Genomic DNA, 25,312 nt, shown 5'->3' with positions numbered 1-25,312 from the left:
CGCGATCGAGGACCAAACCCTAGAGCACGGAAGCAACAGCCATAGGAAAAATGGCAAAGCCTACGCCAGCTGCGCGCCAGCACTGCCTAATTTTTACTCACTTGCCGCAAGTTTCCAGTGGGTCCCTGACGGGCATCAAACGACCCAGCTAGAACCGTGGTGCACGGAGTAATAGGGTGGAGCTGGCAAAGGGGGACGTATGCTGATCGATGGGGTCGTGCTGTTATGGTTCATTCTGACAGCGCTTTCGCTGATTTTCGTGGCGGTCGACATCCGGTCGACGCCTGAAAACCCCGTCATGAAATGGGCTTTCGTCCTCTTCACCGCCTATTCGGGGCCGTTCGGCGCGTTCCTCTATGTCTTGGGCTGCCGCGAGCCCTTGCCCGGGCTCCATGAGCGCTACGTGACGGCACGCTGGCGCCAAGCACTCGGCTCGACCATGCATTGCGCCGCCGGCGACGGCGTCGGTATCCTGGTGGGTGCGGTGATCGGCGCCCTCGTCGCGCTTCCTCTGATGGTGGATTTCGCGCTGGAATACGTGCTCGGTTTCGCCTTCGGCTGGACCATCTTCCAGGCGCTCTTCATGGGCGAGATGTTCGGCACCTATTGGAAGGCGCTCAAGGGCACGTTCACCTCCGAGTTCCTGTCCATGAACTGCCTGATGGGCGGCATGCTGCCGGTCTCCGCCCTCGCCTTCCAAGGCAACCCGAACGCCCACGACCCGACGCAAGCGCTGTTCTGGTTCCGCATGTCCCTGGCGCTCATGGTCGGGGCACTGGCCGCCTACCCCATGAACTACTGGCTCGTGGCCCATCATCTGAAGCACGGCATGCTGACCGTACGGCCGGCCGGATCCAGCGCGGGTTCCGGTGGCATGGAGGGTATGGACATGCCCAAAGATGCGGGTACGGACAGCAAGATGGCCAGCATGAGCATGGCCGACAAGATGAAGGCGGCCGAGAGCGGTTCGGCCCTTCACAAGCCCTCCCCGCCGGTGTGGGTCATGGGCGCCGTGTCGCTCGCGGTCCTCGCGCTCGGCATCGTCATTACACTGATCTTCGCATAGCAGCGCTGCCGCTTGGCGGCCCGCGCTTATCCGCGCCCAATCCACCTGCCCGCACACGCGCCTATCCTATCGGCAGGCGCCGGAGGGCTGGGAGGGGCGAAATGCGGTGCGGAGTGTCCAATGCCAACACGCGGTCCCGGACCCGACCGTCTCGCGGCCTGCGAGCGTGGCGGCACGCGCTACCGCGACCGAGCGATTGCCAACGCCACGGCGCGGTACGATCGCATACGGCATCTGCCGAAGCTCCTCGGCACGACACCGCAAGAGCTGGCCGATTTCTCCATCGAGGGGAGGCGCATCCTGATCGCCCGGCTCACCCGCCTTGCCCGCAATTCGGCCCGCGCCGGCAGAGCCGGCCATTGGACCTACGACCCGAACCGCCACATCACGATCCTCGCGGCCTTGCAGGCGGAGCGCTTAGCCCTTGCCGCGCAGCCGGACAGCGCGCGCGGCGAGCCTACCGGTCCCGCCGGAGCGCCATTCGGGATCAGCACATAATCTGCTGTTTCACGATGGCCGTCTGCTCGGCGACGATCTTGTCGTACTCGCGAAGCTGCGCCGGGGTGAGAATCTCGGCGAGACGCGAACGCGTATCGGCGTTGATCCGGTTCATGTCCTTGTTGAGCCGGATCAGGCCGAGTGCGCCGGGCCGGTCGCAAGTCTCGAAATCGACGCCGTACTTGTTGAACGTCGTACTGCGGGCCGACATCGAGTCTTCCAGAATCGGAGAAATCGCGGCGCGCTGCTCCGGCGTCAGGCTCAGCCGAGCCTCCAGCTTGGCAATGTCTTCCGGGGTCAGCAATTGTGCCGCGGCCACTGCCGGCACCAGCATCGCGCCGATAACGGCAAAGATGGCGAGTGTACGCGTCAGACTGTTGATCATGCCGTATCTCTACTCCCTATTGCTTCGTCGAACCCTCAAGCCCCTATTGGGGGCGAGGGCTGCGCCTTCCGGCAAAGCATGCAGATAGGAACGGTGGACGGAGGGATCAACAGCAGCGCTGCGGCGCACAACGGCCCGCCGGTATCACTGCTGCTTGGCAGATTGATCCTGCACCGCCTGATCCGCGGGGGCGTGAGAGCCGCGCAGGCCCGCCGGCCAGCCGAGCCAGGCCTGGGTGCGCAGGCCCCTGAGGCGGTAGCCGCCGTCCGGGGCGTATTCGAACAGCCAGCGCCGGGCCGCGAACCGGTCGCGGACGATGTACGGAAAAACCGTCCCGAGAATCGCGCCGAGCACCGCGTCGGTGAAATAGTGCACCCCGATCAGCACCCGGCTGAACGCGACCCAGACCGCGATCGTGTAGACGAACACGCGGGCCCGCGGGATGAGGATCGCCACCACAGTCGCGAACGCAAAAATCGACGTCGAGTGGCCCGAGGGCAGCGACGCGTGATCGGCGTCGAAGGCGAAGAAGTTGAAATGGAAATGGCCCAGCTCTTCGTAGAACTTGGGCCGGGCGCGGCCGAGGATGTTCTTGCACAACGTCGCAATGAGTCCTGCCCCGCCAATACTGACGAAGGCGAAGCTCGCCGCCTGAATGATGAGCCCGTACGCGGCCGTGTTGCGGAACCCGATGTGATTGCGCCGGAGCAGGACCGCGAACCCGATAATGGTCGCGGTCGGAATTAGCATCCAATTGGAGCGCCCGATATCGGTGATCGCGCGGAAGAAGTCGCGCGCCGCCGGCGACATGGCCTCGGCCCGTTCCAGCATGAACGGGTCGATCAGCAGAAATCCCACGGCCAGGACGGAGAAAGCGATGAGCGCCTGCTCCCAGAGCTTCATTGAGGTATCCGGCAACGTGTCTGCCCGTTCCTTCGGTTGATCGGAGCCCCGGCGAACGCCCCGGGCCACGCCGATATGCCTATTGCGAACCGCGTAAGCATGCAAACCAGAAACGGAACTTGGGTTACGGCGCCTCAAGGGCGCCATAGTTTCGCTCACCCAGCCGTGAAGCAATGTGTGCGAATTGTAATCCAAAACGGCTTCTCGCGCGTTTAGTCTACAAGGTGTCGATTCCCGACACCCCTCAATGTTGGCAAGAGAAGGATACCCCCCATGTATTTGCCCTCTCGCATGACAATGAGACTCATCGCAGCCGGGGCCTTCGTGCTGATCGCCGCGGCGATGCACTCGCCTCTGGGCCCGAAACTGGCGGCCCTGCACGCGAGCATGGTCGGTTTGGTCTAGGACGGGAACGTCCTTCGGGAAGGAGCCTTGAGGACCCCCCCTCCTCCGGTTCCACCAGTCCCCCGCGATGGGTGACGTTGCGTCATGAACCGGTCCCGCCTTTGTGCTCCGCACGAAGGCGGGGGCGGCACCCAACACAAACCACCAGTCCCGGCCGCTCCGATCGCCACGCGTCCCGCCTCGGTCCGGCCTTAGAATTTTTTTCTCGCGACAACCAAATTCCAACCGCAAAGCGCCGCGCGTTGGACGCCATTGCGTCGCGCGTTTGCCACCGAGGCGACCTACGAGTCACCTCGGCCGGTTTCCGGCGCACCTAGTCTAGGATAGACAGAAATGAAGACAGTCTTTGCGGTTCTCATTGCACTCGGCATGTCGTTGCCGCTCGCTTCTGCAGCGTTCGCAGGCCCCGACGATTGCGCGGACGGCCAGACCTGGGACGAAGACACCCAGTCCTGCGTGGACAACTAGACGGCCGCAGTCTCATTAGCTTGAGCAGTGGGGCACTGACTTCGGTCAGTGCCCTTTGTGTTTGGCAGACGGCGCCTCGCCCCGTACGTTGAGGGCGACGTGCATTGTTGCGATGACCGCGTTGGCTCGGAGAAAGACGTGGCAGCCCCCGCACGTCCCCGGTGCGGTCACCGACACGGGCTATCGCAATTGCAGCAGGAGGCGGGCCGCGTGACGGCCGGTTCTCATTGGAACAGGCCAAGATAATCGAGTTCTTGTCCCGGACGGGGGCATACGACCCTGCGCCCGCAGCCGTCGACCACATCGAGACGCACGCCTCGTTCGTGTTCCTCGCGGGCGCCTTTGCCTACAAGATCAAGCGCGAAGTCAAATTGCCGTTCCTCGATTTCTCGACCCTCGAGAAACGGCACGAGGCTTGTCTCAACGAACTCCGATTGAACCGCCGGACGGCGCCCGACATCTATCGGGAGGTTGTCCCCGTGACAGTCGACGCCGGAGGCAGGCTGACGCTGCGCGGACAGGGCGATCCCGTCGAATGGGTCTTGGTCATGCGCCGCTTCGGTCAAGAGAATCTCTTCGACCGGATGGCGCGCGAGGGCCGCCTTTCCCTGGACGCCATGCATCGGACGGCACTGGCCGTTGCCGCCCTTCACGACGCAGCCGACCGCATCCTCACGGCCGATCAGGCCGTCGTGCCGCTCGAGAAGATCATCTCCGAGCATGAGGACGTTTTGCGCGAGGCGGATCGGGCCGTCATCCCGCAGGATATCGCCGATGCCCTGGCGCAGCGGACGCGCACGGCCTTCGAGGGCCTGAAGCCGCTCCTGATGCGGCGCGCCGCGACCGGCTTCGTCCGGCATTGTCACGGAGACCTGCACCTTCGGAACATTGTCGAGATCGAGGGCGACCCTGTCCTGTTCGATGCGCTCGAGTTCGACGACAGCCTGGCGACCATCGACGTGCTGTACGATCTGGCTTTCCTGCTCATGGATCTCGGCAAGCACGGTCTCGGCGCCTACGCCAATGCCGTCCTGAACGGCTATCTCGACAACAGCGACACGGGAAACCTCCTCGGCCTTGCCGCCCTGCCGCTGTTCCTTTCCTTGCGCGCCGTGATCAGAGGCAAGGTCGAACTCCTGCGTTCCCAATTGGCGGAACCTTCGCAAGCCAAAGCGGCCCGCGACGAGGCGCAGGACTATTTCGATCTGGCCTTGCAGTTCCTCGAACCTGAGGCGCCACGGCTGATTGCCGTCGGCGGTCTTTCCGGCAGCGGGAAATCGACCATCGCCCGCGCGATGGCGCCGTGGATCGGCGCGTTCCCCGGCGCTGTCATCGTGCGCAGCGATTTGGAGCGCAAGCGCTTGTTCGGCGTGGCGCCCACCGACCGGTTGCCTGCAACGGCCTACACACAAGAGAGCTCGGACCTTGTTTACGCGCTGTGCCGCAAGCGCGCGGCGCTCGTTCTCGAAGCCGGCAAATCGGTGATCGTGGATGCGGTCCATGCGCGGCCGCGCGAGCGCGAAGCCATTGCCGCGGTCGCCGCAGAGCACGGCGTTCCCTTCACGGGGCTCTGGTTCGACGCGCCGGGCGACGTGCTCGAGGAGCGTGTCGCGGACCGTGTCGGCGATGTGTCCGACGCCACGCCCGAGGTTGTCCGGGAGCAGCTTCGCTACGATCTTGGAGAAATCGGATTTGCGCGCATCGATGCCGGCGGTTCGGTCGAGCAAGTCGCCGAACGCTGCTTGAACCGCCTGAAAGCTGAAAGTGGCAGCCCGTAGGGGAGTCGAACCCCTGTTTCCGCCGTGAGAGGGCGGCGTCCTAGGCCACTAGACGAACGGGCCGTGCGCGCGAACGAGAAGCTATAGTTCTCGCGTCTGTTACGATCAAGAACTATCGCGCGGGCGGCGCGCCTTTGTCGATGTTGAGGCGGGACACGACCTTGCCCGTCCTCATATCCACGACCACGATCTCGGCATCGTCCCGCCACCGCACGTGGAGCGCCAGAAAATGACCATCGAGGGACATGGAGACGACCTGCGCGTCTCCGGGGATGCTCAGGGCTTCCAGCGCGCCGGATGCGACCGGCTCCATGGCGACCGGGTCGGGCGCGGCGGCTGCGGCGGGCGCTTCGGCGGCGGACTTCTTCCCGACCTTGGAGGCCTGAAAGATCATGCCGGCGATAACGGCCGCAAGCCCGGCGAGCAGCATGACGCCCATCACCACCACGGCGACCTTGAGCATGCCCACCTGGCGCGGCGTGAACACCGTGCCTTCGATACGCTCATCTGCCGGGCGCGTGGTGTTGGCTTGCGATTTCTCTGGGTCGACCGTCGTTGTCATCCTATGACAGACTCCGAAACATGCCGCGCACGACAATGATTGAGACAGAACCCTCGACCAACCTTGACGCCACCCTGGACCTCGATGCCATCGAGGAGGCCACGGAGACGGAGACCGTCCGTTTGGCCGCCGTGGACGAATCCAGATCGGCCAGCGGCTCGACCGGTTTCTGAGCGAGGCGCTGCCCGATGTCAGCCGCACGCGCATCCAGGCGTTGATCCGTGAAGGTCATGTGCGGATGGCGGGCGCCCCCTCGGGCGGCGCGACCATAGAGGACGTCAAATATCGGGTCAAACAGGGCGATTGCTTCGAGCTCATCGTACCGCCAGCCGCCGAACCGGAGCTGAAGCCGGAAGCGATCCCCCTCGACGTCGTCTACGAGGATGAGGACGTGATCGTCATCGACAAGGCTGCCGGGCTCGTGGTGCATCCGGGCGCCGGGCAGCCGGACGGCACGCTCGTGAACGCGCTGCTCGCCCATTGTGGCAAGAGCCTCTCAGGGATAGGCGGCGTGGCCCGGCCCGGCATCGTCCACCGGCTCGACAAGGACACGAGCGGGCTCATGGTCGCGGCCAAGAACGACCGGGCCCATCGCGCGCTCGCCGAGCAATTCGCCGACCACGGACGAACCGGGGAGATGGCGCGCGGTTATCTCGCGCTTGTGTGGGGCGCGCCCTCGCGGCCCCACGGACGCATCGAAGCTCCGATCGGGCGCCACCCCACGAGCCGGACGCGGATGGCCGTCGTGCCGAAAGACAAAGGCCGCTTTGCCGCGACCGAGTGGCGTCTCGTGGAGAGTTATGGCGGCACCGGCAAGGACGCCGTCGCCTCGCTGATCGAATGCACGCTCGAAACCGGGCGGACCCATCAGGTGCGCGTCCATCTGGCCCACTATGGGCACCCGCTTGTGGGCGATCCGCTCTACGGTGCCGGCTTCAAGTCGAAGCTCAAGACGCTGCCCGAAGATTTGGCCGGCGCGATTGCGGCGCTCGACCGGCAGGCACTTCATGCCGCGCACCTGGCCTTCGTCCATCCGGGTACAGGGACCTTACTGGAATTTAACAGTGACCTCCCTGACGATCTCGCCGAGATTGTGCGACAATTCAAGCAACTGTGATGATACGCCCCTCTTTCATGCACGCGTGAAACGTCCTATAGACGGACGGGCCGGGGGACGTACATGAGGAAAGACGCGGGGGCTGTTACGTCCCTGCAGGAGACGGGTTCCGGGAAGACAGCCATGGCCTCGAAGAGTTTACCGAGCGTCAGCGCGCATGGCGGACTGACGCGCTATCTCGAAGAAATCAGACAGTTCCCGATGCTGGAGCCGCAGCAGGAGTACATGCTCGCCAAGAGTTGGCGCGAGCATGGCGATCGCGATGCGGCGCACGAACTGGTGACGTCCCATTTGCGTCTCGTGGCGCGGATCGCCATGGGCTATCGCGGCTACGGCCTGCCCATCGGCGAAGTGATCTCCGAAGGCAATGTGGGCCTGATGCAGGCCGTGAAGCGCTTTGATCCGGAAAAGGGCTTCCGCTTGGCGACCTACGCCATGTGGTGGATCCGCGCGGCGATCCAGGAATACATCCTGCGTTCGTGGAGCCTCGTGAAGATGGGCACCACGGCGGCGCAGAAGAAGCTGTTCTTCAATCTCCGCAAGATCAAGGGACAGCTCAAGGCGCTCGAGGATGGCGATCTGCGTCCCGATCAGGTGAAGCAGATCGCGACACGGCTCGGCGTCAGTGAAGACGACGTGGTGTCCATGAACCGCAGACTCGGCGGCGACTCCTCGCTCAATGCGCCCGTGCGCAACGACGCGGAAAGCGGCGAGTGGATGGATTGGCTCGTGGACGACACCGCGGTCGATCAGGAAACCGCCCTGGCAGAGTCCGAAGAGCAAGACCAGCGCCGGGGCATGCTGTACGACGCGCTGAAGGACTTGAACGAGCGGGAGCGCCGCGTATTCGAGGCGCGCCGCCTGTCCGAAGACCCGCTGACCTTGGAGCAACTCTCCACGGAATTCGGTGTCAGCCGCGAGCGCATCCGCCAGATCGAGGTCCGCGCCTTCGAAAAGGTGCAGAAGGCCGTCCAGAAGGCCGCCGCGGCCGCCGGGGAGCCGGAGCTCGAGCCCGCCGACTAGCGCGGCGCGCCCTATATGGCGGCACCGGTCCCTGCGGCGGTAGACGCGAATCGCCCTGCCCGCTAATGATCGGGGCGGCAGATGAGGGGCGGCGCGTGAACATTCTGGAATCCGGCAATGTGGAGATTGCCTATCTCGACGAGGGCGAAGGGCCGACGGTGCTGCTCGGCCATTGCTCCGCGGCGTCCCACAGGGAATGGGCCCCGCTGATCGAAGCGCTGGTGGAGGACTGGCATGTCCTCGCGCCCGATTTCATCGGTTACGGGCAGTCCGGACCGTGGCCAGCGGAAGAGCCCTTCTCGATCGAAGCCGATGTCGAAGCGTTGCTTGCCGTTGCCGAAACGGCCGAAGCGCCGCTGCATCTCGTCGGCCATTCCTACGGCGCGGCGCTGGCGCTCGAAGCGGCGCGCACGCTGAAAGACAAGGTCAAATCCCTGACCCTAGTAGAGCCCGTCTCGTTCCACCTGCTTCGCCTGGAGGACCTGCCCGAATGGCAGGATGTGGAGAAACTCGGCGTCGCCGTTCTCGATCCGGTCGCGAAGGGGGACGACAAGAAGGCCGCCGGGGCTTTCATGAGTTACTGGCTCGGACGATGGCGCTGGTGGCTTGCGCCCGATCGCTTCAAGAGCGCCATTGCTGCGACAATCCCGAAGGTCGCGCTCGAATTCTCCATCGCGCTCGATGCGAACAGCACGACGATGGACTATGCGGAGATCACCGCCCCGACTCTCCTGATCATGGGATCGAAAACGCCGCCGCCGACGCGCGCGGTGACCGAGCTCTTGAGCAAGACGCTCCCCAACGCGACAATCGAGACGCTCAAGGGCGCGGGCCATATGAGCCCCTTCACCCATCCGGCCAAGCTCAACCAGATGATCCTCGATCATCTGAACGCCCATCGCTAGCGCCGCCGTTCTCCAGCGCCTCCATGTCTTTCGCGAACAGGTCTTCCAACTCGACGGCTGCCGACAGGGCATTAGCGCGCATCTTCTCCCGGTCCGTATAGTCCTGGTATTCATTGAAGAGCCGCGCCTCGTCGTGGGTCTTGAAGGTCTCGATAAGGCGTTTGGCTTCGTTGGGCTTCAGCCCGAGCCCGCGCAGAAGCTCGGATGTGAGTGTCAACGCAGCCAAGAAGGTCTCGCGTTCGATGATGGTCACACCGAGATCCATGAGCTTGTGGACGTGGATACGGTCGCGCGCGCGGGCATAGATGGGAAGGCCGGGAAAATTCTCCCGCACGATCTCCGCCACACGAAGCGATGCATCCACATCGTCGATCGCCAGCACGAAGGCACTGGCCTTGCCGGCGCCTGACGCGCGCAGGATGTCGATGCGGCCGGCATCGCCATAGTAGATATTGGCACCGAAGCGCTTCACGAAGTCGACTTGAGCGATCGATTTGTCGAGCGCCGTAAAGGGAATGTGCCGAGCCCTAAGCACGCGCGCCACGATCTGCCCAAAACGGCCGAAGCCGGCGATGATGACATGCTTCTCATCGTCTGGCGGCATCTCGTAGTCCGGCGCCGCGCTCTTTCGGGCCCGCAGGAACATGTCGTCCGCGACCAGCAGCAGCGGCGTCGCCGCCATGGAGAGCGTGACCGCCAAGGTCAGGAGCCCCGCCGTCTCGCGGTCGACCACCCCTTCGACGAGACCGACCGAAAACAGAACGAACGCGAACTCGCCGCCCTGGCTCAGGACAATCCCGAGCCGCCGCGCCGGCGCGTTCGTCAGGCCCCACCAGCGGCCAAGCCCAAACAGAACCGCAAACTTCACGGCGATCAGCACCGCCACGATGAGAAGCAGCGCGCCGGGCCGGGCCACGAGAACCGACAGGTCGATGGACATGCCCACGGCCATGAAGAAGACGGCCAGCAGCAGGCCCTCGAACGGCGCGATATCCGCCTCGATCTGATGGCGATACTCGGAGTCGGCGAGGAGCGCGCCGGCGATGAACGAGCCCAGCGCCGCAGACAGTCCCACCTCTTCCATTAGCAGCGCCACGCCGACCACGGTCAGGAGCGCGGTCGCCGTCATGGCCTCGCGCACCCCCACCTTGGCGACAAGCCGATAGAGCCGGCTCAGCAGAAACCGGCCGACGACGATAACGCCAGCGATGGTGAGGATGGCCAAGCCCGCGCTGCCGAGATCCATCGTGGGTTCTTCCCCACTGCCGAGTGCGAACAGCGGCACGAGAGCGATCAGCGGAATCGCGGCGAGGTCCTGGAACAGCAGGATCGAGAAGGCGAGCCGTCCATGGCGGGTCGTGAGCTCGCCTTTTTCCTCCAGAACCTGCAACGCGAAGGCGGTGGACGAGAGCGACAAGGCCAGGCCGATGAAGAGCGCCTGCCCGGTCGCAAGCCCGAACGCGAGGCCGATGGCGGCCAGGACAAAGCCGGTCACGACGAGCTGCGCCGCGCCGAGCCCGAAGATGGCCGAGCGCATCGCCCACAGACGCATGGGGCGCAACTCAAGGCCGATCACGAACAACAGCAGGACGACACCGAATTCGCCGAACTCGAGGACCTTCTCCACATGGTCGAGGGCGTAGAGCGGCCCCAGCACATAGGGTCCGATGACGACCCCGGCGGCGAGATAGCCGAGCACAGCGCCGATGCCGAGATAGCGTCCCAGCGGCGCGGCAATCGCGGCAGCGGCCAAAAACACCGTTACCTGAATAAGCTGCGCCTCTGTCATATCCCTCGCGTACCGTCTGCCCTCACCGAATCTGCCTATCACGCCGATGCGCGCCTGGCTAACGCCGCTTATGGCGAGGGCCCCCGTCCCCTGCTAGGAGAGGCCAAAGGACGACCGAATGGACACCAGCCCTGCAGACATGCCCGAGGCCACGCCCAGTCGCGCACCCTCACCGACATTGGGCGAGGCGCTGCCCGTGTGGACCAAGATCGGCGTCACGTCGTTCGGCGGCCCAGCCGGACAGATCGCGCTCATGCACCGCGAACTCGTCGAAGAGCGCGGCTGGATCGGCCACGAACGATTCCTCCATGCGCTGAACTTCTGCATGCTACTGCCGGGACCCGAGGCCATGCAGCTCGCGACCTATGTGGGCTGGCGGCTGAACGGCACGCTGGGCGGCCTCGTTGCCGGGCTGCTCTTTGTCCTGCCGGGCGCCGCCGTCGTCCTGGCCCTCTCCATCGCCTATGCCTGGTACGGCCAAGCACCGGTGGTGGAAGCGGCCTTTGTCGGCATCAAGGCGGCCGTGCTCGTGATCGTCGTCGACGCCTTGCTGAAAGTGGCCAAGCGCGCCCTCCACGGCGCGCATGCCTGGGCGATCGCCGCGCTCGCGTTCATCGCCATCTTCTTCTTCGCGGTGCCGTTCCCCATCATTGTCGCAGTGGCAGCACTGGCCGGCTATCTCCTCGCGCGCTTTGCGCCTGAGAGCATCCCACCCGCCGATACGACAGCACTCGACACCGAACCCGTCACCCTCGCGCAAACACTGCGAACGGCCAGCCTCTGGCTCGCTGTCTGGATCGTGCCGCTCGTCGCCGTGAGCCTCGCCTTTCCGCAGGTCTTCACGGACCTCTCGGTGTTCTTCTCGAAGCTCGCCGTGGTGACGTTCGGGGGGGCCTACGCGGTGCTCGCCTACATGGCGCAACGGGCCGTCGAGACCTATGGCTGGCTGAGCGCGCCCGAAATGGTGGACGGGCTCGGCCTTGCGGAAACGACGCCCGGCCCCTTGATTCTCGTCACCGAGTTCGTCGGCTTTCTCGGCGCCTATCGCCATGGCGGTCAGCCGGCGCTTGCCTACGGGCTCCTCGGCGCGGCCGTGACTCTTTGGGCCACTTTCGCCCCGTGCTTCTTGTGGATCTTCACCGGCGCACCCTACGTCGAGCAACTGCGCGCGAACCCGAAACTCGCGGGCGCGCTGCGAGGCGTCACCGCGGCCGTGGTCGGCGTGATCTTGAACCTGAGCCTGTGGTTCGCGCTACACGTCATCTTCAAGACGGTGACGGCGACGGATGCCGGTCCCTTGCGGCTGTGGACGCCCGAGCTTGCGAGCTTCCAGTGGGACGCCGCGGCTTTGGCGGTCCTCGCCGCCCTGCTGATCTTCGGAGCGCGGCTCGGCATTCTCACGACGCTGGCGATTTGCGCGGGCGCGAGCCTTACCCTCTCGGCGGTGCTTTAGCGCTCAAGTAGCGCGAAGCGCCACAGCGCATACAAACACGCCCTCAAGCAGCGGCTAGGCGATAGGGCAGACAAAACAAAAACGCGGGAGGAAAACCTCCCGCGTTCTCGAAAATCGTTGACGTCTGTTGTGCGACGCTTACTTCGGCACGAACAGATTGACGAACGGCGCGCGCACCCAAGTGCCACGGCGGCTTGTCTTCACATCCGTGAACGGTGCGCGGACATCGGTCTCGGCATCGCTCGTGCGAACGGACGTTGTCGGGGCATCGACCACCGTCTCGCGATTGCGGCGGCGCCAGCCGACCTCCTGCACCATACCGTTCTTGGCCGTCGGGACTGTCAGCCCGGCGGGACCAGCGCTTGCGGTCGCAGGCGCAAAGACGGCGGCGGCGCAAAACGCCGTGAGAAATCCGGAAACGATCAGACGAGTCATCCTTCCTCCTATCCAGGGGTTCGGGTGTCTGGACTTGCGGGCACTATCTGTGCACGAGCACTTCAAAGAAATTATGACCACAAACATCCGCTTAGCCCCGAATGTGGCGATAGCGATGCCGCAGTGCAACCCCAATCTCTAAAGCCAGCCCTTATGCTTGAAATAAAGATAAGGGAGTATCGCAAATAGGACCATCATGCCGAGGGCAACCGGGTAGCCAAGTACCCAGCCAAGTTCCGGCATATCGTGGAAATTCATCCCGTATATCGATGCAATCAATGTCGGCGGCAGGAACACGACGGCTGCAACCGAGAAGATTTTAATGATGTCGTTCTGCTGGATCTGGATCATGCCCAGCGTCGCATCGAGCAGAAACACGATCTTGCCCGACAAGAATGTGGCGTGGTCCGTCAGGGAGTTGACGTCACGCACGGCCGCGCGCACCCGCGAGGAGACGATCTTGCCTTCTTTGCGCTCGTTGACCGCGTAGGCGAGATAGGTCAGGAGGCGGCCGAGGGAGTAGCAGCTCTCCCGCACCTTCGAGACGACCTCCCCCTCGTGGCCGATGTCCTGCAGCACGACATCGTAGCGGTGCTGACGCTTGAGGGCCGGATCCCGTTTCTTGAAGACCGACCGCGACAAATGCTCCACCTGACCTTGGATCTGCTCGATGAAGTCGGCCAGGCGATCGACCACCGCCTCCAACAGGCCGATCAGGACCATGCAGCCTCTGTTTAGGTCCAGTTCCTGCCGGTTGCAGCGGGTGAGAAAGAACGCGAAAGCGCCGGGCTCGGCGTAGCGCACGGTCAGGAGCCGGTTGCCGACCAAAATGAACGTCGCCGGCGTGATCTGGGCCTCGCTGCCGCCGCCTTTGAACACGAGCGTCGCCGTCATGAAGAAGGCGCCGTCTTCCTGGTAGAGGCGGCTGCTGGCCTCGATTTCCTGCAGTTCCTCCCGGGTCGGGACGTCAATCCCGAGAGCCTGTTCGATGATGTGTTCCTCTTCCGTGGTCGGGTTGAGGAGGTCGATCCATACGGCCTCATCGGTCGCCCGTGGCAGACCGGTCTGGGGCGTAAGTTTCCCCTCACGGGCCTCGTAGATCGTGATCATCGCAAATGGGCCTCCCCAGCGGATTCGACGCATCCTCAAGAAAGTGGACGGGTGGTCAAATATTGCGTTAAATCAACACCTCAAACTTGGCGAATAGCCATACTCCATTCGCGTTGTCTTTGTTGACGGGAATGGCGAGAAACTCAAGGACTCCGATGCGCTGGCTCCGTAAGGAACGGGACTTAATTGGACTCATCATGATCTGGGGCTTGCTGCTCCAGTCGCTGGTGATTCCGATGTCGTCGACCGCCCATGCGGCCATGCTGGCCACGGGATCCGACACTGCCGGCATCATCTGCACCACGCGTACGGCGAGTGCGGTTCCGCCCGGAACCTTCGCGCCGGACGAGCAGAAGCAGAGCCAGAACAGCGCCGATTGCCAATGCTGCCACATGAGCTGCCGCCAAGGCTGCGGCGGGATGTGTGGTGGTACGGGGCTCGGCGCGTTTGCCTATCTGCTGACGCCGCATACTGCGGTCCTGTCCGCAGTCGAAACGGCCAGTGGCCCTGCGTTTTATGACGCCGGCTTACTGACCGAAAGTCAGCCGCGCGCCCCACCCCTCGCGTAAGTCCGGAATTCTTCCATTGCTGTGACGACCGTCTTCGCGCGCCCTTCGCCAGGCTCACGAAGTTTGGACGTCGCACCCGACTACGCAGACAACGCAAAACCAGAGATGTCCGGCACCAACCGGCGCTCTGTGGGGGGTATCAATGAAAATCTCTTTCTCACGCCGGCAGGTTCCGGCGCTCAGTCTCTGCTTCGCCTTGGGGGTCGCCTTGGCGCCGGGCCTCGCACGCGCCGATTCCGATCATGGCCCCGGCACAGGCCCGCTCCCGGATACGCACGCACCGGCCGGCGTCATGTTCGACCACATGCACAAGGCCGGCCAGTGGATGGTCGGTTTCCGCTACGCGTATTCGAGCGAAAGCGGCGACATCCTGCACGGCGGCAGCAAAGCCGGCGATCAGATGGTCATCGATCACGGCTGCGGCGACCATAAGTGCTCGATGGCGCCCGGCAGCATGTCCATGAACATGTATATGCTGGACATCATGTATGCGCCCACCGACTGGATGACCCTGATGGTGATGCCGATGTACATGACCCACGACATGACCATGCGGCCGCTGAAATCAACCGCCAGCCCGATGGGCCACAGCATGGGTCATAGCGGCATGAGCCATGGCGGCATGGACATGAGCATGGACGACGACATGAGCGAGATGATGGACCACGGTACCCACGCTCACAGCGGCGCCCACACGCACGGCACGGACGGATGGGGCGACACGATCTTCGGTCCCGAGCTCCGCATCGCCGAGGGCCCCGGCTACCATCTGATGTTCTCGCCGATGTTCAGCGCGCCGACCGGCTCGGTGGACAAGAAGACGAACGGAGTCTTCACCCACTACATGATGCAGCCGGGCTCCGGCACCTGGGACTTCCTGCCCAGCATCACCTACACGGGCCGTGCCGATCGCTTCGCTTGGGGCGCCCAGGTTCTCGGCGTCGTGCGCATGGAGGAGGAGAACGATTCCGGTTACCGGCTCGGCAACGTCTTCCAAGCCACGGGCTGGGGCAGCTATCGCTTCGCCGACTGGATCTCGGCCTCCGTTCGCGGTCTCTATACCGACGAGGGTCAGATCGAGGGCCATTACAACGGCCCGCATAACCATTCGAGCCCGCCCGACCTTCAGTACAACTACGGCGGCACCTATTGGGACATCGGCTTCGGCATCAACACGGTGGTGCCGAGCGGAGCCCTCAAGGGCCTGCGGTTCTCGGCCGAGTGGCTGCAGCCGGTGGACGAAGACGTGAATGGCTACCAGCTCGAGCGCAACGGAACGCTTTGGGCCAATACGTCCATCTCGTTCTAAGAGCCGCTAGTTCTTCGTGACGATGCAAGCGCCGCCTTCCCGCCGGAGGGCGGCGCAAACGTCTTGGGCCTCGCTGCGGCTGCTCGCGCCGACTTGTACCATATAGAGCGGCCGCCGGCCCCGGCTGCGATTGCGCTTGGGAAATACGTAAGGATCCGCCTCTCCCAACGCGCTCCCATAGGTCCGCTTCAACCGGGCATATTTCGAGAGAGCTTTCGACTTGGAGAACGCCACCGAGACTTGCGCGCCCCAGGGACGCCAGCGCGCACTCGCTGTCAGCGGGCTGGTGTCGGCGAACGCACGCACCACCAGCGGCGCGAGCTTCTTGCACGAGTCCTGGACCACATCGCCCTCGATGCTGAGCGCCGCAGGCAACACGGCCCCCTCCTCTTTCCAGTCTTCGGCCAAGCGGCCCGTGACGAACCGCACGTAAGCTTGAGTCTCGCCGGGCAGCGTCCGGGTGCCGTCGAGCCACCCTTGCACGCGCTCTTCGCCTGCATTGTATGCCGCGGCCGCCAGGCCGAAATTGCCGAACAGCCGGCTAAGGTCGGACAGAAGGCTCGCCGAATGCTTGATGGCCGCGATCGGCTCGAACGGATCGTCGAGCCCGCGCCGCGCCGCCGTGGACGGCATGAACTGAGCGATGCCTTGCGCACCTTTGGGGCTGACCGCATTGGGATTGAAATGGCTCTCGCGCCAGATGAGGCGCACGAACGGCATCGGCGGCAAACCGCGCTGCTCGGCCTGCTCCTGCATATAGGGGCACACGATTTCGACGAAGGGACGCGGCCCCGCCGTAACGACGGCAGCGGCCTTGATGCCGGCAGCCACCGCAGCCGCTGGGTCGCCGGCCGCTTGGGCCGGGAGCGCGCTGCACCCCAGAACGACCGCTATGACGACACTTGTCCGAATGCGGCCCATGATCCGATCCCGCGTCTAAGGCCCTCTGCGACACTCAAGAATACAAGCTCGATGGGGCAGGACGGCGACCGGCGTCCCGCTGTCAGGCAGGCCATGCTCCGAGAGCCATGTCGGCCACGCGCTCCAAGTCCTTGCGGGTTGCGCCGGCTGCGGCCTGCACCGACATGCCTTGCACCACCGTCGTGAGGTAGCGCACCAATCCCTCGGTATCGGCGTCCGCCGGCAACTCGCCTTCGGCCTTGGCCCGCTCGAGCCGCTCGAGAATTTGCCGCTCGCCTTGCTCGACTTTCGTCTTCAGCATGTCGCGGAGGCACGCGGCATGCTCACCTGCCCCGGCGATAGCCTGAACGTAGAGACATCCGATGGGGCTCGATTTGTCGGTAAGGTTCCGGGCCGCCTCCCGAAGAAGCGTTTCGATAGCTTCGCGTGCCGTCGGCGCGGCGAGCAACGCGGTGCGCCGCTCGGCGTGAACCTCGGCATAGCGATCCAGCGCCTGGCGGAACAGCTGCTCCTTGTTCCCGAAGGCGGCATAGAGGCTCGGGGGATTGATTCCCATGGCCTCCGTCAGGTCGCAGATGCTCGCGCCCTCGAAGCCCTGTCGCCAGAAAACCTCGAGCGCACGGTCTAACGCCTGGTTTTTGCAAAAGGTTCTCGGACGGCCTGCGGCCACGATTCGTGCTCCTTCCAAAGTACCGATCCCTAGCACCTCCACAATTTATAGTGCACGTTATATAATTCCCTTGACGCCGCTGGTCCAGACACTTATGTAGCGATCACTACATTATTTCAGCGGAGTGTTTGGACCATGTCGAAAATGCTTGAGGGGAAGGTCGCCCTCGTCACCGGCGGTTCGCGCGGCATCGGCGCTGCGATCGCCCGGGCGCTGGCCAAGGACGGCGCCGACGTTGCCATCAGCTATGCGGCGTCTAAGGACCTCGCGGAAGCGGTGGTCGCGGAACTCAAGGGTTTCGGCGTGCGCGCCAAGGCGTTCCAGGCCGACCAGGCGAACACCGATGAGGTGAGCGGCTTGGTGGCGGCCGTGGTCTCCCATTTCGGGCGGGTGGATATTCTCGTGAACAATGCCGGCGTGTTCGTCATGGGTCAGGTCCATGATCGCGCCAACAACGTTGGCGAGCTCGACCGCATGTTCGACGTCAATGTTCACGGCGTGGCTACGGCCGTGCGGGCCGTGGCGCCGCTCATGGCCGACGGCGGACGTATCATCTCGATCGGCTCGATCGCCGGTGAGATGTCTCCTTGGGCCGGCATGGCGGACTACTCGGCGACCAAGGGCGCCGTCTCCGCCTACACCCGCGGCTGGGCCCGCGATCTCGGTCCGCGCGGCATCACGGTCAACACCGTGCAGCCGGGGCCCATCGATACGGACATGAGTCCGAAGGACAACGAGCTGGCGGAGACTCTCAGCGCGAGCACAGCCCTGGGCCGCTACGGCACAGCAGACGAGGTTGCCGCTGCAGTCGCGTTTCTGGCAGGCCCGCAGGCCTCGTACATCACCGGGGCGACATTAAACGTGGATGGCGGGATCGCCGCCTAGAACTGAACGGACAGAACAGGAGGTTCCGATGATTGAAATCAGGCCCTTCGAGACACTGGGGCGCGCGGATCACGGTTGGCTCAAAGCCAACCATCACTTTTCCTTCGCGCGCTATTTCGACCCGGAGCGCGTGAACCACGGCGCTTTGCGCGTCTGGAACGACGACGAGATCGCTCCGAACACGGGCTTTCCGCCGCATCCGCATCGGGAGATGGAGATCATCACCTATGTGCGGCACGGCGCGATCACCCACGAGGACAATCTCGGCAATCGCGGGCGCACGGAAGCCGGCGACGTGCAGGTCATGAGCGCGGGCCGCGGCATTCGCCATGCGGAGTACAACTTCGAGGACGAGCCGACGACCCTGTTTCAGATCTGGATCGAGCCGGGCGTCGAAGGCGGCACCCCGTCCTGGGGCACCAAGCCCTTCCCTCGGACGCAGCGCGCGGGCGAGTTCGTCCCGCTCGCCTCGGGCTTCGAGGGCGACACGGAAGCACTGCCGATCCGCGCCGAGGCGCGCGTGCTCGGCGCGGCGCTCAAGGCCGGCGAGACCGTGGAGTACCGCATGGGCACACGGCGGCACGCCTATCTGGTGGCGGCCGTGGGCAAGATCGAAGTCAACGGCATCGTCGCGAATAGCCGCGACGGCGTCGCGATTACGAACGAGACCGTGGTGACGGTCAAAGCGATCGACGACTCGGAAGTCGTTCTGGTCGATTCCCCTTAAGTCCAGGGATCTCCCCATCCCCCTGGCAACGGGGCGGCGTCTAGCCCACGAGACGCCGCCCCATTTTTTTGCGCGAGTTCAGCCCAAATACGGCCTGAGGCCCAAATAGCTGAAGAAGGCGAGTACGACGCAGAGCGCCACGACGGTCACAGGCCTGTTCGCGAACTGCGCACCGACCCAGCCGCGGCGCCCGTTGAAGATCAGCAGGGTGAGCGCCAGGACCGGGAACAGCCAGGCGCCGATCACCGCATAGAACATCTGCACATCGCGAAAGCGCCAGAACAATCCGACCATCGGCACGATGGTGATCGCCACGAGAAAGGCGCGATAGGGCCTCGAGTCCGTATCGATCTTCGTGCTCTCGCCGCGCGTGCCGGTCAGAAGCGCCCAACTGTCGGCAAACAGATAAGGCACGCATTGCCAGACGCCGAGAAGGCTGGAGAAGACCGCGCCGAACGTGCCGGCGAGGAACAGCCATTTGCCAGCCGGCCCCATGACATCGTCGAGGCGCTCGGACAGCGTGACCAGCAATTGCGCGCCGCTTCCCTCGATGGTGACACTCGATCCAATGATCACCATCGCGATCCCGAAGATCGCGGTCATCGCATAGCCGGTGAGCAGGTCCATCCGGCACAGGGCCAAGTCCTCAGGCGTGTCCCGTCCCTCCTCGCGTAGCCAGTAGCCGTAGCAAAGCACGGTCAGCGTACCGCCCACGCCCCCGATCAACGCAAGCGTCCAGGTCACGCCCTCGCCGCCCACGTCCGGAATGCGCGGCACGAACAGGCCTTCAAGCACGGCGCCCGTTCCCGGCCACAACAGGATGGCCGTGAGGATGACCGTCGAGAACATCACGCCGATGCAGACGCGCATCACGTTCTCGAACAGGCGGTAGCCGCCGAACCAGACCAGCACCAGTCCGACCAGGCTCGCGATGGCCCCGAACATAATCTTGCCGGTTCTAGCTTCGGCGAAGACGGGCACCATCGCATGGAGGGTGGCGCCGGTCGCGCTCATCAGCGCGGAGCCGACGAAGAACGACCACAGCAGCAGATAGGGCAAGAACAGCCATAGCGCCCAGCGCCCGACCCGCGCCGCCACGCCTTCGATCAACGTCTCTCCGGTCGCGATTTGCCATCGCGCCAGCCCCTCGGTCACCACGAATTTCATCGCGGCGCCGACCACCACGGCCCACAACACCGCCGTGCCGAGCAAGCCGCCGACGAAACTCCCCGTGGCGAGATCCCCCGCCCCTACACCGGTTGCCGCCAACAGCAATCCGGGCCCGATCATACCCGCCAGCGAGCGGCGTCGCGCAGGTCTGTCGGCTGGCTTTTCGTCCCGTTCCGGCATCTGTTCCCTCTGCGGCCCGAACTTGCGAATGTCCCTGCGGGCAGCCCTCGTGCAGTAAGCTAGATAGCGCGCGGAGGCCAAGCCTGTCTCGCCCCGCCGAAGAAGGACCGGACCGTTCGGATGCCATCCACAGCGAACAGCAGCTCAGACAGTTTCGATGCGGTGATCGCGGGCGGCGGCCACAACGGGCTGGTTTGTGCCGCCTATCTCGCGCGCGCAGGTCTCCGCGTCAAAGTCCTGGAACGCCGGCATCGTTTGGGTGGAGCGGCCGTCACCGAAGAGTTCCACCCCGGCTTCCGCAACTCGGTCTGCTCCTACACGGTGAGCCTGCTGAATCCCAAAGTGATCGCCGATCTCGATCTTCACGGGCATGGGTTGCGCATCGTCGAGCGCCCGGCGATGAATTTCCTGCCGCTGTCAAACGGCGACTATCTCCTGACTGGCAACGGCCGCACCAAAGAGCAGATCGCCAAATTCAGCACGCGCGATGCCGAGCGCTACGACGACTACAGCGCCCATCTCGAGCGCATCGCCGACGCACTTCGCGCGCTGGTTCTCGAACCGCCCCCGAATGTCAGTGCCGGGTTGAACCTCACCACCTTGCGCGAACTCGCCCGGACCGCCGCCCTCGGCAGGCAGCTCAGCCGGCTGGGGCGCGGCGGCCAGCAAGACCTGTTGGACCTCTTCACCCTGTCGGCTGCGGACTTCCTCGATCGCTGGTTCGAGAGCGAACCCATCAAGGCGCTGCTCGGCTTCGACTCCATCGTCGGCACCTATGCGAGCCCCTTCGACCCCGGCACGGCCTATGTGCTGCTGCATCACGCCTTCGGCGAGGTGAATGGGAAGAAGGGCCTGTGGGGACATGCCATCGGCGGGATGGGTGCGATCTCCGAAGCCATCGCCAAGGCCGCGCGCGCCCATGGTGCGGACATCGAGACCGGCGCGGAGATCAGCGAGGTGCTGATCAAGGACGGACGGGCCGCGGGCGTCGTGATCAAAGGCAGCCGGGTCATCAAGGGCCGCGCGGTTGCCGCGAACATGACCCTCAAGCGCCTCTACACCGAACTCCTGCCCAAGACCGCCGTGCCCTCAGATTTCTTGGCGCGCATGGAGCACTTCAAGTACGGCTCCGGCACGTTCCGCATGAATGTCGCCCTGTCGCGGCTGCCGGACTTCAAATGCCTACCAGGCGCAGGCGATCATCTCGGGGCCGGAATCGTCATCGCTCCCAGTCTCGACTACATGCATCGCGCCTACACCGATGCGCGCGAGCAGGGCTGGAGCCGCGAACCCATCGTCGAGATGCTGATCCCATCCACCATCGATCCGACCTTGGCGCCGGAAGGAGCCCATGTGGCCAGCCTATTCTGCCAGCACGTCGCGCCCTCCCTGCCCAGCGGCCGTTCCTGGGATGAGGCGCGCGACGAAGTCGCCGACCTGATGATCGCGACGGTCGATCGCCATGCGCCGGGCTTTGCGCAACGTGTCGTGGGACGTCAGGTTCTGAGCCCGCTTGACCTTGAGCGCGAATTCGGGCTCACGGGCGGTGATATCTTTCACGGTCAGCTGTCCCTGAATCAGCTGTTCTCCGCGCGGCCGGCTCTCGGCTACGCAGCCTATCGCGGTCCCGTAGATGGGCTCTATCACTGCGGATCGGGCGCCCATCCCGGGGGCGGCGTCACGGGTGCGCCGGGCCACAATGCGGCCCGCGCCATGCTGCGCGATCTCAGGCCTTTTTCTTCTTTTCTTTCTTAGGCCTCTTCTTCGCTTCTTTGGCCTCGACCTTCGCCCATTGCTTCTCGGACATGCACTTCATGCACCGGCAGCCGATGGGCTTCAGAAACGCATCGAAATAGGATTTGCCGTAATCGTAGCCGAGCTCCTCGCCGGCTTTGATCTTGCGCTTTGAAAAGACCCAGACGCGCTTCTTATAGACTTCGACTTCGCAGTTCGGCTTACAGGAATGGTTGATGTAGCGCGCGACATTGCCTTTGTACCAACCGTCGATCGTCTTCTTCTTCGTGACCTCGAACAGGTAGCGGCTGCGGCTCGTATACTCTTCCTTCTGAGTGAGCGTGCGGCCGAAATATTCGGTGACGCACGCACCCTTCGGGATGTCTTCCTTCGCGAACAGCCCCTTGCCGGCACGCGCCTTCTTGACGGCGAGATCGAACCCGCCGGGCTTGTATCTGGATTTCGTCATCGCCTCGCCGCTTGCCCGGCGTTTGATCCCGCCGGTCCGGATGCCCCCAAACTCGCCTCTTCGATTCAGCCGCGCTGTCGAATCGGCGCTTCCGAATCTCCAGCGCACAGACTGTAGACCGTTTCCTAGCCGCTTGCTGCAAGACACTGCAAGCACGCATGTGACCGGACGAACCACCGGGCGCCGGGCTTGTCTTGTAATGTTCGCAAGCCTCCTCCAGGCTGCCGGTCACCCCGCGAACAAGCACACACAGCCTGACCCATACGGACTATGGCGGAACCAACGAGCGAAACCGACGCCAAGACCATCAGACACAACGAGGCCGTACTCTTTGGCCAAGGCGTCTCGGCCGGGGTGGCGAACGAACTGACCAGTGTCGGGCTCGTCCTGCCGTTTCTCTACACGACCATCGGCGCGCCCATCTTCTTTGCGGGACTTCTCGTGCCGCTCAATACGCTTGCAAAACGCATCTCGCAGATTTTCGCGGCGCGTTTCGTCGGAACCGCAGGCGCCAATGCGCGGATCATCGCGCTCGCCACGCTGACGATGGCGGCTTCCATCGTGCTGATCGGCATGACCTTCAGCGCCATCTCACCCTGGTGGGCCGTACCGATCTTCCTGGCCGTCGCGGCGGTTCTGGGCGCCGCCGCCGGCGTCAACGGGCTGGCCTTTCAAGACCTGATCGGCCGCGCGCTGCCCAAGGAGCGCCGCAGCCGCCTTCTCTTCATCCAGTCGAGCATCGCGGGCATCATCGTCGTGCTCGTAGCGTACGGCGCGCAACAAGTGCTGCAGCCCAGCACCTCCCTTGCGGCTCACCAGGAACTGATCTGGCTCGGTGTCGGGCTCTACGTCCTGGCGGCCGTCGTTGTCCTTGCCGTCCGCGAGCCGCCCAAAACAAGCATGGCCGTGGACACCGGGAGCGGCGGCATGGTCTCGGAACTCGCCGGGAACTTCCGGATCGCCTTCGCGCTGCCCTGGTTCGGCAAGTTCCTCGTAGCGCGGGCGCTCTACCTGTCGATCGAGCTCGCCATTCCGTTCTTCTCCATCCATGCCGCAACCTTTCACGGGGACAGTATCAGCGGGCTGAACACGCTGGTGATCGCGGCCAATGTCGGGATCTTTCTGGGCGGCTTCCTCTGGGCCCGCATCGGCCGCCACTCGGTGGAACGCATCATGGTGCTTGCGTCGTTCCTCGCTTGCGGCGCGGGGCTGATGGCGCTGGGCATCGAGTTCGGCGCGGTGCCGCCGACGCTGTTCTGCTACGCGCTCGTGTTCGTCGCGATCGCTCTCGGTGCTCAGGGCGTGAAAAACGGCCGGACGCTGTATCTACTCGGCCGGGCCAAGGAGCACGAGCGGCCCTACTGCATCGCGGTCGCGAATGTCACCACGGGCGTGGTGGCAGTGGCGCTTGGTGCATTGCTCGGCGCGCTTGCCGGACTCAAAGGTGTGGCCTGGCCCATCGGAGCGCTAATCGTTCTCAACATCGCCGCGGCCGTCTACACACTGCGACTTCCGAAAGAGACCGATACCGAAACCTCGGGACGAGCAATCTAGCGAAGGCTCGGGAAAACAAGGCCTATTGCGCCCGGATCGAGCAGACCTTAGAAATCCGTCTTTATCTCTGCGTGTCCTATTGCGTCAGCAGGGGGAGCTCATCCGGTGTCGATAGCGCCACAACATTCAGTCGTTCCGATAACGCGGGCTGCCGGATTCGGCCCCCTGCCCCATCTCATTACCGAATGGGAAAGCGAGCGAGCCCTTCACAAGGCCTTCCACGCGCAAGGACTTCCCCTCTCGGCTATCGACGACCCGTACCTGTATGTCCCTCAGCCGGCCATGGTCGGCGTGTTCGAACATGCGGCTAGAAGCGCTGGCCGCAGGGACTTTGGTCTCCATGTCGGCCAGAGGATGCGGTTCCACACCTTCGGTCTGTGGGTGCAGTACTGTACGCAGGCGCCGACGCTAAGCGAGGCCATGTCGCGGGCGCGCAAGACCCTACAGTTTCACCAGAACTCCGCCCGCTTCTCGTTGGAGCGGGAAGGCAACTTTGCCGTCTGGCGTTACCGCCCAACAGTCCGGTACGAAAACAACATGCAGCATACGGATCATATTATCTATCCGATGCTGCAATCCGTTCAGGCTTTTCTTGGGTTCTCATGGCGTCCGGCCTGGTTCGAGCTGAACTATCCGCGCGATGCGGAGGCCCATGTCATCGAGAATGCGCTTTCGGCACCGGTGCGCTTCCGCCAGAACGCCATCGGAGTCGCGTTGCCGCTAGCTTGCCTATACCAAAAAGGGCCCGGTGCGCTGCGCAATCCGATTACGTTTCAGGACGTCCAGGCAACCGAGACTCTCCCCTACCTCCAAGATCCGCTGCGCACGATCATGGCGATGGCCACCCTGCGCCTCCGGGACGGGAGGACCGATATCGATGGGATTGCCCACATGGCCGGTGTCGGCGTGCGCACCCTGCAGCGCTATCTCGGGGCAGACGGGATGAACTATCGCGACCTCCTAGCGCTCGTACGGTCGAGACGCGCAACTGAACTCCTGCGCGACACGGACATGACCATCACCGAGATCGCCCTGTCGCTGGGCTACTCCGAGCATGCGAACTTCACCCGTGCGTTCACACGCTGGACCGGGCGGCCACCCTTGAGCTATCGCCGCGAGGTCCGGCGAAGCACGCAGGCTTCGGTGATTCAGGCCTAGCCGTCACCTTGTTCGACCGCACCAGCAGACTCTTTCGTATGCAGCAAAGGCGTCGCATCGCCGTAGCGA

26 protein-coding genes and 1 tRNA gene are annotated in these 25,312 nt (G+C 64.1%); 16 read left to right on the top strand and 11 right to left on the bottom strand.

Going from position 1 to position 25,312, the window contains the following annotated elements; translation table 11 throughout:
• The first annotated feature begins 199 nt into the window (after nt 1-199).
• Together DCY11_RS11655 and DCY11_RS15765 are read left to right on the top strand one after the other, a co-directional pair.
• Nucleotides 200-1,066 carry a DUF4396 domain-containing protein gene (locus DCY11_RS11655; protein ID WP_208430459.1) on the top strand — a complete coding sequence of 289 codons (867 nt, stop codon included), beginning with the start codon at nt 200-202 and terminating at the stop codon, nt 1,064-1,066.
• Between the two features lie 120 nt (nt 1,067-1,186).
• A complete protein-coding gene (locus DCY11_RS15765) occupies nt 1,187-1,564 on the top strand; it encodes a DUF6477 family protein (RefSeq protein ID WP_208430458.1) in 378 nt (125 codons plus the stop codon).
• Here the strand turns inward: DCY11_RS15765 and DCY11_RS11645 are convergent.
• Both DCY11_RS11645 and DCY11_RS11640 read right to left on the bottom strand, forming a co-directional pair.
• Nucleotides 1,554-1,949 carry a hypothetical protein gene (locus DCY11_RS11645; RefSeq protein ID WP_108683025.1) on the bottom strand — a complete coding sequence of 132 codons (396 nt, stop codon included), beginning with the start codon at nt 1,947-1,949 and terminating at the stop codon, nt 1,554-1,556. The two genes, DCY11_RS15765 and DCY11_RS11645, sit on opposite strands and share 11 nt — an antisense overlap.
• 144 nt (nt 1,950-2,093) lie before the next feature.
• On the bottom strand, nt 2,094-2,852 hold the full coding sequence (locus tag DCY11_RS11640; protein WP_159079985.1) for a phosphatase PAP2 family protein: 759 nt from the start codon (nt 2,850-2,852) through the stop codon (nt 2,094-2,096).
• Between the two features lie 738 nt (nt 2,853-3,590).
• Here DCY11_RS11640 and DCY11_RS16060 point away from each other — a divergent pair.
• Nucleotides 3,591-3,725 (top strand): hypothetical protein, encoded by a 135-nt coding sequence (locus tag DCY11_RS16060; protein WP_256385621.1) that lies wholly within the window; start codon nt 3,591-3,593, stop codon nt 3,723-3,725.
• Nucleotides 3,726-3,952: 227 nt separating this feature from the next.
• On the top strand, nt 3,953-5,503 hold the full coding sequence (locus tag DCY11_RS11635) for a bifunctional aminoglycoside phosphotransferase/ATP-binding protein (RefSeq protein ID WP_159079984.1): 1,551 nt from the start codon (nt 3,953-3,955) through the stop codon (nt 5,501-5,503).
• On the opposite strand, the gene DCY11_RS11630 is transcribed toward DCY11_RS11635, so the two are convergent.
• A tRNA-Glu gene (locus tag DCY11_RS11630) sits at nt 5,491-5,566 on the bottom strand. The two genes, DCY11_RS11635 and DCY11_RS11630, sit on opposite strands and share 13 nt — an antisense overlap.
• A 49-nt stretch (nt 5,567-5,615) precedes the next feature.
• Nucleotides 5,616-6,065 (bottom strand): hypothetical protein, encoded by a 450-nt coding sequence (locus DCY11_RS11625; protein WP_108683022.1) that lies wholly within the window; start codon nt 6,063-6,065, stop codon nt 5,616-5,618.
• Nucleotides 6,066-6,085: 20 nt separating this feature from the next.
• On the opposite strand from DCY11_RS11625, the gene DCY11_RS15595 reads away from it, so the two are divergent.
• The 4 genes from DCY11_RS15595 (at nt 6,086) to DCY11_RS11610 (ending at nt 9,110) form a co-directional block, all read left to right on the top strand.
• Nucleotides 6,086-6,238, top strand: a complete 153-nt coding sequence (locus DCY11_RS15595) for a hypothetical protein (protein ID WP_208430457.1) — start codon at nt 6,086-6,088, stop codon at nt 6,236-6,238.
• Nucleotides 6,205-7,182, top strand: coding sequence for an RluA family pseudouridine synthase (locus DCY11_RS11620; RefSeq protein ID WP_108683021.1), 978 nt, complete (start codon nt 6,205-6,207; stop codon nt 7,180-7,182). The genes DCY11_RS15595 and DCY11_RS11620 overlap by 34 nt, the downstream gene beginning before the upstream one ends.
• Before the next feature lie 123 nt (nt 7,183-7,305).
• Nucleotides 7,306-8,205 carry an RNA polymerase sigma factor RpoH gene (rpoH, locus tag DCY11_RS11615; protein ID WP_108683020.1) on the top strand — a complete coding sequence of 300 codons (900 nt, stop codon included), beginning with the start codon at nt 7,306-7,308 and terminating at the stop codon, nt 8,203-8,205.
• Nucleotides 8,206-8,300: 95 nt separating this feature from the next.
• Nucleotides 8,301-9,110, top strand: a complete 810-nt coding sequence (locus DCY11_RS11610) for an alpha/beta fold hydrolase (RefSeq protein ID WP_159079982.1) — start codon at nt 8,301-8,303, stop codon at nt 9,108-9,110.
• Here the strand turns inward: DCY11_RS11610 and DCY11_RS11605 are convergent.
• A complete protein-coding gene (locus DCY11_RS11605) occupies nt 9,070-10,899 on the bottom strand; it encodes a monovalent cation:proton antiporter-2 (CPA2) family protein (protein ID WP_108683018.1) in 1,830 nt (609 codons plus the stop codon). The two genes, DCY11_RS11610 and DCY11_RS11605, sit on opposite strands and share 41 nt — an antisense overlap.
• Nucleotides 10,900-11,017: 118 nt before the next feature.
• Between DCY11_RS11605 and chrA the strand changes: the two genes are divergently transcribed.
• A complete protein-coding gene (gene chrA, locus DCY11_RS11600; protein ID WP_108683017.1) occupies nt 11,018-12,352 on the top strand; it encodes a chromate efflux transporter in 1,335 nt (444 codons plus the stop codon).
• Between the two features lie 138 nt (nt 12,353-12,490).
• Here chrA and DCY11_RS11595 read toward each other — a convergent pair whose 3' ends face one another.
• Together DCY11_RS11595 and DCY11_RS11590 are read right to left on the bottom strand one after the other, a co-directional pair.
• Complete coding sequence (locus DCY11_RS11595; protein WP_069443212.1) at nt 12,491-12,787, bottom strand: hypothetical protein; 297 nt, start codon at nt 12,785-12,787, stop codon at nt 12,491-12,493.
• 138 nt (nt 12,788-12,925) lie between these two features.
• Nucleotides 12,926-13,897, bottom strand: a complete 972-nt coding sequence (locus DCY11_RS11590; protein ID WP_108683016.1) for a magnesium transporter CorA family protein — start codon at nt 13,895-13,897, stop codon at nt 12,926-12,928.
• Between the two features lie 155 nt (nt 13,898-14,052).
• Between DCY11_RS11590 and DCY11_RS11585 the strand changes: the two genes are divergently transcribed.
• Nucleotides 14,053-14,466, top strand: coding sequence for a hypothetical protein (locus tag DCY11_RS11585; RefSeq protein ID WP_159079981.1), 414 nt, complete (start codon nt 14,053-14,055; stop codon nt 14,464-14,466).
• Nucleotides 14,467-14,608: 142 nt separating this feature from the next.
• Complete coding sequence (locus DCY11_RS11580) at nt 14,609-15,775, top strand: transporter (protein WP_108683014.1); 1,167 nt, start codon at nt 14,609-14,611, stop codon at nt 15,773-15,775.
• Nucleotides 15,776-15,781: 6 nt separating this feature from the next.
• Here the strand turns inward: DCY11_RS11580 and DCY11_RS11575 are convergent, their stop codons facing one another.
• Nucleotides 15,782-16,696 (bottom strand): lytic transglycosylase domain-containing protein, encoded by a 915-nt coding sequence (locus DCY11_RS11575; RefSeq protein WP_108683013.1) that lies wholly within the window; start codon nt 16,694-16,696, stop codon nt 15,782-15,784.
• Nucleotides 16,697-16,778: 82 nt separating this feature from the next.
• Entirely contained in the window at nt 16,779-17,366 is a 588-nt protein-coding gene (locus DCY11_RS11570; protein WP_108683012.1) for a TetR/AcrR family transcriptional regulator, read from the bottom strand.
• A gap of 135 nt (nt 17,367-17,501) precedes the next feature.
• Between DCY11_RS11570 and DCY11_RS11565 the strand changes: the two genes are divergently transcribed.
• Both DCY11_RS11565 and DCY11_RS11560 read left to right on the top strand, forming a co-directional pair.
• Complete coding sequence (locus DCY11_RS11565) at nt 17,502-18,251, top strand: SDR family NAD(P)-dependent oxidoreductase (protein WP_108683011.1); 750 nt, start codon at nt 17,502-17,504, stop codon at nt 18,249-18,251.
• A gap of 28 nt (nt 18,252-18,279) precedes the next feature.
• Nucleotides 18,280-18,978, top strand: a complete 699-nt coding sequence (locus DCY11_RS11560; RefSeq protein WP_108683010.1) for a pirin family protein — start codon at nt 18,280-18,282, stop codon at nt 18,976-18,978.
• A gap of 78 nt (nt 18,979-19,056) precedes the next feature.
• Here DCY11_RS11560 and DCY11_RS11555 read toward each other — a convergent pair whose 3' ends face one another.
• Complete coding sequence (locus DCY11_RS11555; protein WP_108683009.1) at nt 19,057-20,328, bottom strand: Nramp family divalent metal transporter; 1,272 nt, start codon at nt 20,326-20,328, stop codon at nt 19,057-19,059.
• 120 nt (nt 20,329-20,448) lie between these two features.
• On the opposite strand from DCY11_RS11555, the gene DCY11_RS11550 reads away from it, so the two are divergent.
• Nucleotides 20,449-22,083 (top strand): NAD(P)/FAD-dependent oxidoreductase, encoded by a 1,635-nt coding sequence (locus DCY11_RS11550; protein WP_108683008.1) that lies wholly within the window; start codon nt 20,449-20,451, stop codon nt 22,081-22,083.
• Here DCY11_RS11550 and DCY11_RS11545 read toward each other — a convergent pair.
• Entirely contained in the window at nt 22,055-22,531 is a 477-nt protein-coding gene (locus DCY11_RS11545; RefSeq protein WP_108683813.1) for an SET domain-containing protein, read from the bottom strand. The two genes, DCY11_RS11550 and DCY11_RS11545, sit on opposite strands and share 29 nt — an antisense overlap.
• Before the next feature lie 270 nt (nt 22,532-22,801).
• Between DCY11_RS11545 and DCY11_RS11540 the strand changes: the two genes are divergently transcribed.
• Both DCY11_RS11540 and DCY11_RS11535 read left to right on the top strand, forming a co-directional pair.
• Nucleotides 22,802-24,085 carry a hypothetical protein gene (locus tag DCY11_RS11540; protein WP_108683007.1) on the top strand — a complete coding sequence of 428 codons (1,284 nt, stop codon included), beginning with the start codon at nt 22,802-22,804 and terminating at the stop codon, nt 24,083-24,085.
• Nucleotides 24,086-24,190: 105 nt separating this feature from the next.
• On the top strand, nt 24,191-25,243 hold the full coding sequence (locus tag DCY11_RS11535) for an AraC family transcriptional regulator (RefSeq protein WP_108683006.1): 1,053 nt from the start codon (nt 24,191-24,193) through the stop codon (nt 25,241-25,243).
• Nucleotides 25,244-25,312 lie beyond the last annotated feature (69 nt).

The sequence above is a fragment of the Methyloceanibacter sp. wino2 genome (genome assembly GCF_003071365.1).
Lineage (GTDB): Bacteria > Pseudomonadota > Alphaproteobacteria > Rhizobiales > Methyloligellaceae > Methyloceanibacter.
The sequence above is the reverse complement of the archived record's forward strand: the minus strand, read 5'-3'. Positions and strand labels throughout refer to the sequence as shown.

What these genes read in the sequence shown, in the direction of transcription:
- DCY11_RS11590 (WP_108683016.1), bottom strand. Translation starts at nt 13,897, where the DNA reads ATGATCACGATCTACGAGGCCCGTGAGGGGAAACTTACGCCCCAGACC.
- DCY11_RS11545 (WP_108683813.1), bottom strand. Translation starts at nt 22,531, where the DNA reads ATGACGAAATCCAGATACAAGCCCGGCGGGTTCGATCTCGCCGTCAAG.
- DCY11_RS11540 (WP_108683007.1), top strand. Translation starts at nt 22,802, where the DNA reads ATGGCGGAACCAACGAGCGAAACCGACGCCAAGACCATCAGACACAAC.
- DCY11_RS11655 (WP_208430459.1), top strand. Translation starts at nt 200, where the DNA reads ATGCTGATCGATGGGGTCGTGCTGTTATGGTTCATTCTGACAGCGCTT.
- DCY11_RS11565 (WP_108683011.1), top strand. Translation starts at nt 17,502, where the DNA reads ATGTCGAAAATGCTTGAGGGGAAGGTCGCCCTCGTCACCGGCGGTTCG.
- DCY11_RS15765 (WP_208430458.1), top strand. Translation starts at nt 1,187, where the DNA reads ATGCCAACACGCGGTCCCGGACCCGACCGTCTCGCGGCCTGCGAGCGT.
- DCY11_RS11560 (WP_108683010.1), top strand. Translation starts at nt 18,280, where the DNA reads ATGATTGAAATCAGGCCCTTCGAGACACTGGGGCGCGCGGATCACGGT.
- DCY11_RS11550 (WP_108683008.1), top strand. Translation starts at nt 20,449, where the DNA reads ATGCCATCCACAGCGAACAGCAGCTCAGACAGTTTCGATGCGGTGATC.
- DCY11_RS15595 (WP_208430457.1), top strand. Translation starts at nt 6,086, where the DNA reads ATGCCGCGCACGACAATGATTGAGACAGAACCCTCGACCAACCTTGAC.
- rpoH (WP_108683020.1), top strand. Translation starts at nt 7,306, where the DNA reads ATGGCCTCGAAGAGTTTACCGAGCGTCAGCGCGCATGGCGGACTGACG.
- DCY11_RS11585 (WP_159079981.1), top strand. Translation starts at nt 14,053, where the DNA reads ATGCGCTGGCTCCGTAAGGAACGGGACTTAATTGGACTCATCATGATC.
- DCY11_RS11645 (WP_108683025.1), bottom strand. Translation starts at nt 1,949, where the DNA reads ATGATCAACAGTCTGACGCGTACACTCGCCATCTTTGCCGTTATCGGC.
- DCY11_RS11595 (WP_069443212.1), bottom strand. Translation starts at nt 12,787, where the DNA reads ATGACTCGTCTGATCGTTTCCGGATTTCTCACGGCGTTTTGCGCCGCC.
- DCY11_RS11605 (WP_108683018.1), bottom strand. Translation starts at nt 10,899, where the DNA reads ATGACAGAGGCGCAGCTTATTCAGGTAACGGTGTTTTTGGCCGCTGCC.
- DCY11_RS11625 (WP_108683022.1), bottom strand. Translation starts at nt 6,065, where the DNA reads ATGACAACGACGGTCGACCCAGAGAAATCGCAAGCCAACACCACGCGC.
- DCY11_RS11640 (WP_159079985.1), bottom strand. Translation starts at nt 2,852, where the DNA reads ATGAAGCTCTGGGAGCAGGCGCTCATCGCTTTCTCCGTCCTGGCCGTG.
- DCY11_RS16060 (WP_256385621.1), top strand. Translation starts at nt 3,591, where the DNA reads ATGAAGACAGTCTTTGCGGTTCTCATTGCACTCGGCATGTCGTTGCCG.
- DCY11_RS11575 (WP_108683013.1), bottom strand. Translation starts at nt 16,696, where the DNA reads ATGGGCCGCATTCGGACAAGTGTCGTCATAGCGGTCGTTCTGGGGTGC.
- DCY11_RS11580 (WP_108683014.1), top strand. Translation starts at nt 14,609, where the DNA reads ATGAAAATCTCTTTCTCACGCCGGCAGGTTCCGGCGCTCAGTCTCTGC.
- DCY11_RS11555 (WP_108683009.1), bottom strand. Translation starts at nt 20,328, where the DNA reads ATGCCGGAACGGGACGAAAAGCCAGCCGACAGACCTGCGCGACGCCGC.
- chrA (WP_108683017.1), top strand. Translation starts at nt 11,018, where the DNA reads ATGGACACCAGCCCTGCAGACATGCCCGAGGCCACGCCCAGTCGCGCA.